Origin of the sequence: Neobacillus sp. FSL H8-0543 (genome assembly GCF_038592905.1) — a bacterium.
Taxonomy (GTDB): domain Bacteria; phylum Bacillota; class Bacilli; order Bacillales; family Cytobacillaceae; genus Neobacillus.
Window position 1 is genome coordinate 4,457,910 of sequence record NZ_CP151943.1, and the last position, 12,492, is coordinate 4,470,401.

At 39.0% G+C, this 12,492-nt stretch carries 11 protein-coding genes; 9 read left to right on the top strand and 2 right to left on the bottom strand.

Annotated features, from left to right (window positions below; translation table 11 throughout):
* Nucleotides 1-11: 11 nt before the first annotated feature.
* The 4 genes from NSS81_RS22315 (at nt 12) to NSS81_RS22330 (ending at nt 4,373) form a co-directional block, all read left to right on the top strand.
* Nucleotides 12-890: an energy-coupling factor transporter transmembrane component T gene (locus NSS81_RS22315; RefSeq protein ID WP_342430810.1), complete on the top strand. Its 879-nt coding sequence runs from the start codon at nt 12-14 to the stop codon at nt 888-890.
* Nucleotides 872-2,512 carry an energy-coupling factor transporter ATPase gene (locus tag NSS81_RS22320; RefSeq protein WP_342430811.1) on the top strand — a complete coding sequence of 547 codons (1,641 nt, stop codon included), beginning with the start codon at nt 872-874 and terminating at the stop codon, nt 2,510-2,512. The genes NSS81_RS22315 and NSS81_RS22320 overlap by 19 nt, the downstream gene beginning before the upstream one ends.
* Nucleotides 2,491-3,183 (top strand): ECF transporter S component, encoded by a 693-nt coding sequence (locus tag NSS81_RS22325; protein ID WP_342430812.1) that lies wholly within the window; start codon nt 2,491-2,493, stop codon nt 3,181-3,183. Before NSS81_RS22320 ends, NSS81_RS22325 begins: the two co-directional genes overlap by 22 nt.
* A 311-nt stretch (nt 3,184-3,494) precedes the next feature.
* Nucleotides 3,495-4,373 (top strand): nuclease-related domain-containing protein, encoded by an 879-nt coding sequence (locus NSS81_RS22330; RefSeq protein ID WP_342430813.1) that lies wholly within the window; start codon nt 3,495-3,497, stop codon nt 4,371-4,373.
* A gap of 812 nt (nt 4,374-5,185) precedes the next feature.
* On the opposite strand, the gene NSS81_RS22335 is transcribed toward NSS81_RS22330, so the two are convergent.
* Nucleotides 5,186-7,294: a PBP1A family penicillin-binding protein gene (locus tag NSS81_RS22335; RefSeq protein ID WP_342430814.1), complete on the bottom strand. Its 2,109-nt coding sequence runs from the start codon at nt 7,292-7,294 to the stop codon at nt 5,186-5,188.
* A gap of 143 nt (nt 7,295-7,437) precedes the next feature.
* Between NSS81_RS22335 and NSS81_RS22340 the strand changes: the two genes are divergently transcribed.
* Both NSS81_RS22340 and NSS81_RS22345 read left to right on the top strand, forming a co-directional pair.
* Entirely contained in the window at nt 7,438-7,704 is a 267-nt protein-coding gene (locus NSS81_RS22340; RefSeq protein ID WP_342430815.1) for a phage holin, read from the top strand.
* Nucleotides 7,705-7,902: 198 nt separating this feature from the next.
* Nucleotides 7,903-8,091 carry a hypothetical protein gene (locus NSS81_RS22345; protein WP_342430816.1) on the top strand — a complete coding sequence of 63 codons (189 nt, stop codon included), beginning with the start codon at nt 7,903-7,905 and terminating at the stop codon, nt 8,089-8,091.
* Nucleotides 8,092-8,133: 42 nt separating this feature from the next.
* Here NSS81_RS22345 and NSS81_RS22350 read toward each other — a convergent pair whose 3' ends face one another.
* The gene (locus NSS81_RS22350) at nt 8,134-8,367 is read right to left on the bottom strand and encodes a hypothetical protein (RefSeq protein ID WP_342430817.1); all 234 of its coding nucleotides are present in this window, start codon (nt 8,365-8,367) and stop codon (nt 8,134-8,136) included.
* Between the two features lie 174 nt (nt 8,368-8,541).
* On the opposite strand from NSS81_RS22350, the gene NSS81_RS22355 reads away from it, so the two are divergent.
* From NSS81_RS22355 to NSS81_RS22365, 3 genes are read left to right on the top strand one after another with little or no spacing between them, the layout of a single operon-like run.
* The gene (locus NSS81_RS22355; protein ID WP_342430818.1) at nt 8,542-10,134 is read left to right on the top strand and encodes a spore germination protein; all 1,593 of its coding nucleotides are present in this window, start codon (nt 8,542-8,544) and stop codon (nt 10,132-10,134) included.
* Entirely contained in the window at nt 10,131-11,336 is a 1,206-nt protein-coding gene (locus NSS81_RS22360) for a Ger(x)C family spore germination protein (protein ID WP_342430819.1), read from the top strand. The genes NSS81_RS22355 and NSS81_RS22360 overlap by 4 nt, the downstream gene beginning before the upstream one ends.
* Before the next feature lie 30 nt (nt 11,337-11,366).
* Nucleotides 11,367-12,467 (top strand): GerAB/ArcD/ProY family transporter, encoded by a 1,101-nt coding sequence (locus tag NSS81_RS22365; RefSeq protein WP_342430820.1) that lies wholly within the window; start codon nt 11,367-11,369, stop codon nt 12,465-12,467.
* Nucleotides 12,468-12,492: the final 25 nt, after the last annotated feature.

Consider the following 12,492-nt stretch of genomic DNA (forward strand, 5'->3'; position numbering starts at 1 on the left):
GGAACACAGTGATGGAAAATCGTTTTGAGCGATATCATCCGTTAGTAGCTTTTCTATTTTATGCCGGCGCCTTGGCACTAATTATTCTAATGCTTCATCCCATCTTCTTAATTATTGGATTTCTCGTTATTTTGGCTATCAACTATGTTCATGACCGTCTAGCAGGTATTCGGAGTTGGTTATTTTTATTTATTTCAATGGGCCTATTAATCATGATTATCAATCCTCTTTTTAACGAAAGGGGAAGGCATGTATTGTTTGAGTTGGGGCAACACAGGGTGACATTAGAAGCAGTTACTTATGGTGGGATGAATGCCATATCAATCATTGGTATCATTGCCTTATTTGTCTCTTACAATGTGATTATGACACCGAATAAACTATTATATTTGTTTTCCAAATTCCTGCCGCAATTTGCTATTCTTCTGATGCTTACATTGCGTTTTATTCCGTTAATGAAGAGGAGATTAGACGAGATTTCCGTGATTCAGCAAAGTAAAGGGATATCCGTGAGTACTGGAAAATGGAAGACTAGAGCCCAAACAGGGATGCTTTATATACAAACTCTGCTGACTTATTCCTTAGAGGAAGCAATTCAAACCGCAGACTCAATGAAGGCACGAGGATATGGTCAAGGTAAACGTTCTTCATATGACTTTTTTCGTTTTCGAGGAATCGATGCGATAGCGATCTTTTATCTGCTGGTTATTTTTGCTGGCACTTTATATGGACGATTCTCTGGCTTCGGTTATTTAACCATATATCCATTGATGGAATCATGGCAGTTGTCCTTATTGGATGCTAGCACTCTGATTTTTTACCTGTTATTTTTAAGCTTCCCATTATTCGTTGAAGTAGGTGCAATGCTAAGGTGGCGGTTATCGAATTAAACAACTTGAATTTTACTTATCCGGATTGTTCTGAACCAGCTATTCGAAACCTTTCGCTTACTATCGAAAAAGGGCAATTTGTTGTTCTTTTTGGTGCGTCAGGTTCGGGGAAGAGTACACTTCTCCGCTTATTAAAAAAAGAAATACAGCCGCATGGAGCACTAACCGGTGATATTCGGATAAATGGTTGTCCTGTTCAGGATATGATTGGGTTATCAAAAGAGATTGGCTTCGTTTTTCAAGATCCCGAAAACCAGGTAGTTGCCGATGATGTTCTTCATGAAATCGTTTTCGGTCTAGAAAATAGTGGTCTTTCCACGAATGAAATGCGAAGCCGTGTTGCTGAAATGGTTCACTTCTTTGGTGCCGAGTCCCTGTTACACCGGAAAACACACGAACTATCTGGCGGAAAAAAACAGCAAATTAATCTTGCTTCTGTTCTTTTAATGCAGCCTGATATTCTACTTCTAGATGAACCGACCGCCCAATTGGATCCAGTCAGTTCACGTGAATTTTTAGACATGCTTAAAAGATTGAATGAAGAATTTGGAATGACGATTATTATTGCGGAGCATCGGTTGGAGGAAGTATTCACCCTGGCAGATCAAATTGTCATGATGGAAAAAGGACAGATTTTGATTGACGGGGAACCACAGCGGGTTTTAAGACAAATTTGGGATACGCCTAATCAAGCATTTGTGCCTAGCATTCCTACGTTATTTTTTAGTATGGATGGAAACGGAAATGTCCCGTTAATGGTTAAAGAAGGAAGAAATTGGATGGAAGGACAATCTCTTCATTTTAACAAAGTTTCCAAGCAAAAAGAGGGAAACAGTAGAAGTGAATGGATTCGGGCAAAAAATATCTACTTCCGCTATGATCGGACAAATGAATTTATTTTGAAAGAACTTAACTTTTCCCTTGGCAAAGGAGAGTTTTATGCTTTGTTAGGCGGAAATGGTTCTGGAAAAACAACCTTGTTAAAGTCGATTGCGGGTTTGTTAACACCGGAGAATGGAAAAATATTTTACAATCAAAAACCATACAAGTCCTGGAAAAAAGGTGAGTTGACGAAAAAGATTGGCTATTTACCTCAAAATCCAAAGTTATTTTTCCTTCAGGATACCGTAGAAAAAGAATTACAAGCTACACTGAAGCAGTGGGGAATACCAAACGGCGGTTTAGTAGACGAGCTTTTAAGCCAACTTGGAATCTCTCATATACTAAAGAGCCATCCTTACGATTTGAGCGGTGGGGAAGTTCAAAAAGCGGCCCTTGCCTGTTTATTAGTAAGAAAACCGGAAATTCTTTTGCTTGATGAGCCGACTAAGGGACTGGATCCACTTTCAAAAGAAAATTTAGCTTTCATTCTTAGAAAGCTAAATGAAGAGGGTGTGACCATCCTAATGTCTACACATGACGTGGAATTCGCTGCCCAACATGCAACAAAATGCGGGATGATGTTCCATGGAAGCATAACTTCAGAGGAAATACCCCAGCTATTTTTTAAAGGAAATTTCTTTTATTCAACAATGATTCAAAGATTGTTTCGCCATATACCAGACTCCTCAATGATTACCGTAGAGGAGGTTCTCAGGCTATGCGAGCCAGTAAAGTCTTAGTAACGGTTAGCCTGATTATGTTAGCAATAGGGTTTCTCGTGGTAACTTTATTGTGGGACGATCATTATTTATTGTTAAGCTTTGGGCTGATTACGGTTTCGATGCTGTTTTTTTTGTTTCGTTTTGAAAAAAGAAAAATCGAACCGCGGGAATTGGTTCTGCTTGCCGTTCTTGCGTCCATTGCAGCGGTCGGCAGGATTCCGTTTGCTAGTATTCCTAGTGTCCAGCCAACAACCTTTGTGATTATGCTGTCTGGTTTTGTTTTTGGTGCAGAAAGCGGATTGGTTATTGGGAGCGTTGCTGCGCTGGCATCAAATATGATCCTTGGTCAAGGGCCGTGGACGCCATGGCAAATGCTTGCTTGGGGGTTAGTTGGGTTGACCGCAGGATTGCTTAGAAAAACAAAGCTAATGAAATCGGTCTGGGGAAAAGTTCTTTTTGGTATCATCTGGGGCTTTTTATTTGGCTGGATTACAAATATCTGGGGGTTATTATCTTTATCTCAATCGGGAACTCCGTTAAACGCTGAGACGGTATGGCTTTACTTTGCGGCAAGTGCGCTATTCGACTCCATGCACTCCGTTTCCAATGTGTTCTTCCTCTTGTTATTCGGGAACATTTGGATAAAAACTTTAACAAGATTCAAAAAAAAATATGGTTTGCTAGAATGAATAGAAAGTTACCTATAATTAAGCACATGGCTATTGTAAGAAATAGCGATGTGTTTTTTTGTATATACGGTCATATATCTCTCAAAGAGGAGTATTCCAAAGTTGTTAAAGGTATTATGTAACAACGATAAATAGTGAAAATTCTATTAACCTACGATATTTATTTTAGGATGCCCAAAAAACAATATTCCGAGAAGGTATTGTAACAAAATGTTCATGCCTTTTTTTCAATCACTTAGGTATTATTAATTTGTAGTAAAAAAAGAGAAAGGTAGTGGAATATGGAAGTCGTAAAACCTCGAACTGTTCCAATGGAATTGATCATTTTAAGGCGTTTAAACAACCGAATGGAATTAACATCAGAAGATAAACAGATGTATTTATACCTTGAGAAGGGCTATGAAGGGGAAGTTAAGTTTGATCTTTTGACGGATCAACTTCAGAGTGATGTGTTAATTTTAAGAGACTTGTTACTTGAGGTTAATCATACCTTGTTTCAAATCGACACTTTAATCATCTCAGCTGATATCCTTTATCCTTGTGAAGTTAAAAATTATGAAGGGGACTATTACTATGAATCTGGCAGGCTCTACACGAAATCAGGAAGTGAAATAAAAGACCCGCTGCTGCAGTTAGAACGATGTGAATCTCTGCTCCGCCAATTTCTTCAAAAAACAGGAAACACTTTCCCACTTGAATCAAACGTTATTTATGTCAACTCCGAGTTTACTCTCTATCAAGCACCCTTAAATAAGCCAATTATTTTTCCAACACAGCTTAACGCTTTTATGAAAAAACTGGATAAGAGTCCTCCTAAATTAACTGCCCGCCACAAAAAGCTCGCTGACACTTTATTATCAGCGCATATTTGTGAATCCCCTTATACCCGGTTACCAAAGTATGAATATAGCAAGCAGCGCAAGGGGATTAATTGTGAAAAATGTAGCTCTTTTTCGATATCTGTGGGGGATAGGACAATAGTTTGCGACACTTGTGGTTGCACTGAAACTATAGAATCAGCCGTGTTGCGGAGTGTGGGAGAACTGAAGCTACTTTTTCCAGATAAAAAGATTACTACTAATATTGTCCATGAGTGGTGTCAGGTGGTGGGATCGAAAAAGATGATTAGAAGGATACTGAAGAAAAATTTTAAAGCGATTGGGCGAGTAAAATATTGCTATTATGAATGATAATGTCCCTTTTAGTGAATCTAAATAACAGCCTTTACTGCCTTTCGTGGAGTTAGGTCACTACGAACCTCTCTTAGTTACCGCTCTTGCTCCATTTTCCGTAGTTCGGTCACTACGAACCTCACTTAGTTACCGCACCGGCTTCTTTTTCCGTAGTTCGGTAACTAAAAACTATTCTTAGATACCGCTCCAGCTTCCTTTTCCGTAGTTGGGTAACTAAGAACCTCTCATAGTTACCACTCCGGCTTACTTTTCCGTAGTTCGGTCACTAAGAGCCTTTCTTAGCTACCGCTCTCGCTTCCTCTCGTGGAGTTCGGTCACTAAGAACCTCTCATAGTTACCACTCCGGCTTCCTTTTCCGGGGTTCGGTCACTAAGAGCCTTTCTTAGCTACCGCTCTCGCTTCCTCTCGTGGAGTTCGGTCACTAAGAACCTCTCTTAGATACCGCTCCAGCTTCCTTTTCCGTAGTTGGGTAACTATGAACCTCTCATAGTTACCACTCCGGCTTCCTTTTCCGGGGTTCGGTCACTATGAACCCCTCTTAGATACCGCTCCAGCTTCCTTTTCCGTAGTTCGGTCACTAAGAACCTCCCTTAGTTCCCGCTCCGGCTTCCTTTTCCGCAGTTCGGTCACTAAGAGCCTTTCTTAGCTACCGCTCTCGCTTCCTCTCGTGGAGTTCGGTCACTATGAACCTAGTTACCGCACCGGCTTCCTTTCCCGGGTTTCGGTCGATGAAGCCCATCCTTATCGCCCGAAACCCCTTTTTCTTCCGGGCTTCGGTCGATCGGCCAACCGTAATTAAGCCACCCGACCTACTCACCCAATCCTTTTACTTTTTCCACAATGGAGTTAACAGTTTTTCCAATTGAATAGAGGACTTTATCTAAACCCTCTTTCCAAACTGGCGCTTTTTCTTTGATGGTTTCTCCGATTTTTTCGGCATTTTCACTTAGTTCCTTGCTGATTTTCTCAGCTTGTTCTTTCATTTCTTTTCTAGTTTGCGCATCCCCATTACCCGCGATCTGGTCATTTGTTGATACAACGTTAAAGCTTTCTTTTGGTAAATGTGGTATTGACTCCTTCATCATTTCCTTGAAGAGTGGCACAATATTACGTGTACTGCTGCTGGGTAAATAATGCTCACGGTCTATTTTGTCAAATCCAATCCAAACGGCACCAACTAAGTTAGGTGTATAACCGACCATCCATTGATCCTTAGTTCCATTAATATCTTCAAAGGGGAGCTGGGTGGTTCCTGTTTTTGCAGCAATTTGTACACCTGGTATATTTGCATTTTTTCCTGTTCCTGTCTCGACAACATTTAGCAGCATCGCAGTCATTTCATTCGCAACGGTCCTTGTTGTAACCTTTGTTGATTTTGCTTTCCGTTCCGCGATGATATTTCCAGTGGGTCCGACAATTTTTTGAATCAAGTGGCTGTCATTCCGTATTCCACCATTCGGAAAAGTGGTATAGGCATTGGCTAATTGCAATGGGGAAATACCTCTACTCATTCCACCTAATGCAATCGCTAAGTTCTTATCCTCTTTTTCCACTGGAATACCGAATCGTCTTACTGAATCTAATCCCTTTTCCAGACCGATTTCATTTAGCAGCCAAACCGCTGGGATATTCAATGATTCCTCAATGGCTTTAGCCATCGAAACCTTACCTTGATAGGTTTTTAAGAAATTCTCAGGTTTGTAATTTCCAAAGGCCGTTGGCTCATCCACAAGCTCGGAAGAATAGTCATATCCTTCTTCAAGTGCTGGTGTGTAAACAGCAAGTGGCTTCATCGTTGACCCGGGCTGTGCTTTAAGTTGAGTGGCACGGTTAAAACCTCGGAAGACGTGTTCACCCCGACCGCCAACAAGTGCAAGCACTCCACCCGTTTCAGGGTCCATAAGTACAGAGCCGCTTTGTACAAGCTTGTCTCCCTTTCCTGCAGGGAATAAAGAAGGATTACTATATACTTTTTCTAGCCCTTTTTGCAGATTTTGATCCAATGCTGTATAGATTCTATATCCTCTAGTTAAAATTTCTTCCTGTGTTAATCCATATTTAGAAATAGCTTCATTTAATACGGCATCGACATAATACGGATATTCTCGTTTGATTTCACTGCCGCTTCCTTTTTGTAATTCAATTTTTTCCTTTTTCGCCACATCATATTGTTCAGCTGTTATCATCTTGAGTTCGTTCATCTTACTCAAGACGACATTTCTTCGATCCATCGCCAAATCGTAGTTTTTATATGGATCCAGGTAATTTGGCGACTGTAAAAGACCCGCTAGCAATGCTGCCTCACTGATAGTAATTTCATTGATTGGTTTATTAAAATATCTTTTTGATGCATTACCAATTCCCCATGCACCACTGCCAAAATAAACCTGATTTAAGTACATTTGTAGAATTTCATCTTTTTTATAAACCTTTTCAATCTTTACAGCTAAGAATAACTCTTCGGCTTTCCGCTTATAGGTTTGTTCAGGAGACAGAAGTGCATTCTTGGCGAGCTGCTGTGTTAGCGTACTTCCGCCGCCGGTAATCCTTCCTGCAAATATGTTGCTAAAAAATGCCCTTGTGATTCCTTTTATATCAAAGCCGCCATGATCATAAAACCGTTCATCTTCGATTGCAACCACTGCATCCGGGATATAATTAGGAATTTCCTCTATTTTTATACCTTTTGTCCGATTCGTTGCAATATTGCTAGCAACCGATTCGTTTTTATCATAAATGACTGTTGACTGTTCTAGGCCTTTCTTCAATGACTCGACATTTGCTCGTGATGCCAGCCATCCAAAATAGACAATGGTCGTAAGAATGACAACAAGAATGATTAACAAGAAAATTTGTGTCAGATGTTTCTTTTTCCAAAAGCGAATAAACAGTTCCCAAAATTGTTTTAACTTTTCCATTATATCTCCTAACTTTCAAAAATGTTTCCGATGTATCTATTATAAATATCTTACCGATAAAAACCAATTATCATGTATAGAAGCGGACAACCATTTATAAGTTCGAGCATATGATAATAAAAATATATGTAAGGGGTGGGAAGATGATTAACTGGAAAGTACGCTTTAAAAACCGCAATTGGGTAATTGCGTTTATATCACAGCTAATGATTGTCACACAAATGCTTTTGGCAGGATTAAATACGATGGGATTAATTGAATTTCAACTTTCAGATGCCATTCAACAATCCATTTTAACGTTTGTTAATGCCTTGTTTATTTTACTTTCGATGATGGGTCTCGTGCAGGATCCAACAACTAAAGGTATGCGTGACAGTGAAAGGGCATTAACCTACAAAGATCCAAATTAAAGGGAAAATGCTCAATTGTTTTTAGTAACGAATTCATCTGACTTTAACTGAGTTTGATAGAGTGGTATAATTACACTAAGTTTAACAAATATTGGGTATTTGACAGAGAATATAACAATATATCAAATTACACCTATTGTCATTCTCGATTATTCTTTCGAATAGGATAAATTATCCGCTGAGAAAGGGGATCTTGGAATGTGGGATTGGATTTGGATTTTTGCTATTTCTTATGGATTATTTATTGTGATTGAGGAAGCAATTTATTATTTCTGGAATCGCTATGTTTTTGGACCTAAGAAAGTCTTAAGAAGAAAAAGAATTCGGAAAGTCATCCGTGGCTATTTCTTTGTTAAAAAGATTGCCGAGAGAAACTTTCAACAATAGAATACTGACGAAAAGCTCGCTTTTTTAGCGGGCTTTTTCAATTCAACTATTAGATTCATTTTGATTGGAGTTTTCCGTATATTTCTTTTTCACTGTAGAATAAACGGTTTTTATTACAATATAAAAGACAAAAAGAAAGACGATTACGTATTCACCAGGCTCCATCACCTGAAACGGGTTAAGGCCTTTTTTAATAACACCAGAAAAATTATGCCCCATTATCAAATCGATCAGAACAATCAGGGAAACCAAGGAAACGGCTAATAAAGTAGACACAATTAATATTTTCAACCACAACACCCTCAGTATGGTAAGTATCTTTATTGTGCCAAGTAATAAATCTAATATACTGTTGGATAAACTACTCTCTCTTGGATATCATAACCATTATTGGAAAAACCAATTTAATTCCTTGTGAGTGTGGTGATCCCAGTGTCTATATTGTCAAAGATGTTAAAGAAGAAAAAGAAGAGAAAGCCGGATAATCTTCGTCAACAACAAGATCCTGAAAAACCCGAAAACTTGCCGATACACAGGGATTACAAACAAAACATATCAAGAGTTAAGGAAGAGTTTGGCACCAGTTCGGATATTGTTATTAGGGAGATTAAAGTTAGAAAGCATTCAGGTGCAACTCTTTATGTCGATGGATTAGCGGACAGTCAAATGATCAGTGACTTCATTTTAGAAAATTCAATGGAAAGGGAAGTCGGAGCTGAACCGTTTGACTTCTTTCAGTACATGATCGAACAAACCGTTGCCATTGGAAGTATTAAAACAATAACTAATTGGAATCAAGTATATGATTCAATACTATCGGGAGATACGGTTATCTTTTTAGATGGTTTTAATAAAGCAATAAGCTGTGAGACAAAGGGTTGGGAAAAACGTGCTGTTAGTGAACCCTCGACGCAATTAGCCATACGGGGTCCAAAGGATTCATTTACAGAAACGATCCGGACAAATACTGCTTTAATCCGAAGAAGAATAAAAAGTCCGAATCTTTGGCTGGAGTCTATGAAAATTGGTGCGGTAACTCAAACAGATATAGGTATTATGTATATTAAAGGAATCGCAAATGAAGAAATCGTAACAGAAATAAAAAAAAGATTAAAGCGGATAGATACAGATGGAATCCTTGAATCAGGTTATATAGAGCAATTAATTGAAGATCAAACGTGGTCAACCTTTCCCACAATCTATCATTCAGAAAGGCCAGATGTTGTAACGTCTGATCTCCTAGAGGGCAAAGTGGCCATTTTAGTGGATGGAACCCCATTTGTCCTCACAGCGCCTGCAGTGTTTATCCAGTTTTTCCATGCACCTGATGATTACTATTCCCGCTTTGATATTTCTACAAGTATTCGTTTATTAAGGATATTAGCCTTTTTCATTTCGATTGTTGGACCAGCCGCTTATATTGCTGTTACAACCTTTCATCAAGAGATGATTCCAACAACCATGGCAATTGCCATTGCATCTCAACGGGAAAATGTACCCTTCCCAGCCTTTGTTGAAGCATTAGTTATGGAGGTTACCTTTGAGATATTAAGGGAAGCTGGATTAAGACTGCCGCGTGCAGTTGGCCAGGCTGTTTCAATCGTTGGAGCCCTCGTTATTGGCCAAGCTGCAGTTCAGGCGGGCTTCGTTTCTCCAGTTATGGTAATCGTCGTATCAATCACAGCGATTGCAAACTTTTCCACGCCAACCTTTGCGATGGCGATTGCTGCAAGGTTAATACGCTTTATTTTCATGGGGTTGGCAACTTTTACAGGCATTTATGGAATTATGTTAGGATTAATGTTTATGACGCTGCATTTGTGCGCATTAAGATCATTTGGAATTCCCTACATGTCTCCAATAGCACCATTAAATTTGAAAAACCAACAAGATATATTTATTCGCTTTCCGATTTGGGCAATGAAAAATAGACCACCAATGACTGCTAAAGATAATCTCATAAGACAAGGTCAGAATCAAAAGCCAGACCCGCCTAAAGAATCGATTTATCACAACCAGAGTCCAACAAAAGGTGATCAATGATGAAGAAAGAATTTATTGTCTTGTTTCTTTTTTCCACTCTCCTACTTAGTGGATGCTGGAATCAAAAGGAAATGACGGATATGGCGTTTGTCATGGCAATTGGGATTGACGAGGGAACGGATGATAATAGGTATGATGTTACCTTTCAAATTGTTATCCCTGGAAATGTATCTTCAGGACAAGATGGAGGAGCTAAAGGGTTACCAATTCTTGTTTTCAAAGCACCAGGAAACACAATAACAGAGGCTGCTAGGGAAGTGACAAAATCTGTTTCACGCCAGCTTTATTATGCACATACGAACTTACTTGTGATCAATGATGTAGTGGCAAAAGAAGGGGTATACAACCTATTAGATGGATTTGATCGTGACCCGGAATTTAGAACTACCACACAGGTATTGATTTCTAGAAAAACAAAGGCAGAAGACATATTAACCACTTTATCAAATATTGATAAGCTACCAGTTGAAAGAATAACGAAACTACTTAAAGGAACAGAATCAATGTTGGGTGAAAATATTGAAGTTTCGATTGATGATTTTATAAGTGGAATTGTTAGCAGCGGCAAAGAACCTGTTGTTAGCGGCTTTAAAATTAAAGGGCATTCAGAAAAGGGGAGTTCAGCCTCAAACTTAGAATCAACTAAACCTTCTGCTTCTGTTGTTGCTGATGGACTGGCTATCTTTAAGGACGGGAAATTATCTGGATGGCTAGATCAGGACAAGGCACGAGGAGCGGTTTGGGTTATGAATAAAGCGAAAAGTACAGTTATTAATATCGATTGGAAGGAGAAGAAAGATGCGATTACCATCATTCCCATTCGCACCAAAACAGGGGTTACAGCAACAATTAAAAATGGGAAGCCTGTTATTCGTGTGGATATAAAAGAGGAAGGAAATCTTAGTGAAGCTAATACGGCATTGGATGTAATGGATCCTAAAACCATTGAGAATATGGAGAAAAAAACAGCAGCGAAAATAAAAAATCAAGTTGAAAACGCAATTAAAGCTGCGCAAAAACAAAAAAGCGATATCTTTGGATTTGGAGAAAAAGTTCACAGGGCAGACCCAAAGCTTTGGAAGCGTATAGAACACCAATGGGACGAGGAATTTGCAGAACTTCAAGTAGAGGTCAAGGTTGACTCCTATTACCGTCGTTCGGGTGTTCGTACTAATCCATTTTGGTCAGATTTAGATAAATAACCCTATACGTAGAAAGTGTGAAACAATGTTATGGTGAAAATTAATGCATACCAACTGTTTGTCCTAGTCGTTTTGTTTGAAATGGGTAGTGCAATCCTGGTAGGTCTTGGGATGAATGCAAAACAAGATGCCTGGATAGGAATATTAATGGGAATGGCAGGAGGTGTGCTCCTCTTTTTGGTCTATTATCGTCTGTTTAGGTTTTATCCAGACCTTCCATTAACAGGTTATGCGCAAAAAATTCTGGGGAAGTGGATGGGTCGTGTTTTAAGCTTCATCTATATTATCTACTTTATTTATTGCGCTGCAAGGGTTTTGAGGGACTTCGGCGAGTTGTTAACGGCGACCATTTACACTGAAACACCACTATTTATTATTAATTCCTTAATGATTCTAACAATAATTTATGGAGTGCAAAAGGGCTTTGAAGTGATTGCCAGGACGGGGGAAATCTTCTTTATTATCGTTTATCTGCTAGCTATCGCTGGTATACTGTTAATTACTTTTTCGGGATTAGTCCATTTAGAGTACCTAAGGCCAGTGCTTGAAAATGGCTGGAAACCAATAATCAAACTAGTGCTTGGTCAGACCCTTACGTTTCCATTTGGAGAAATGCTCGTCTTTACGATGTTTCTTCCATTAATTAACGAACCGCGAAAGGTAAAAAGAGTATGTTTGTTTGGAATCATATTAAGCGGGATAAATATTGCCTTCACATCAGCGATAAATGTTGCAACTCTTGGAGGAGAACTGTTTTCACGCTCACCTTATCCATTGTTAGCCACTATCAGCAAAATTGAACTAGCAGATTTTATTGAACGGTTGGATGTCACCTTCATGCTGTATTTAGTCATTGGCTGTTTCTTTAAAATTACCTTGTATTATTATGCAGCCGTTGCTGGGGCAACAGATATCTTCGGTATTAAAGATCATCGGAAAATTGGGTTTCCAATTGGATTGATGATTTTGTTTGCATCGATAACTATTGCAGCAAATTATACAGAACATATCAGAGAAGGGTTAGAGGTGGTAACCATATATTTACATTGGCCCCTTCAAATTTTTATCCCTTGTCTATTACTTGTAATTGCTTTTTTTCGAAATAAAAAGAAAGAGATTAGCTCTCCCTAAGATAAGCAATTATATGGGTAACCAT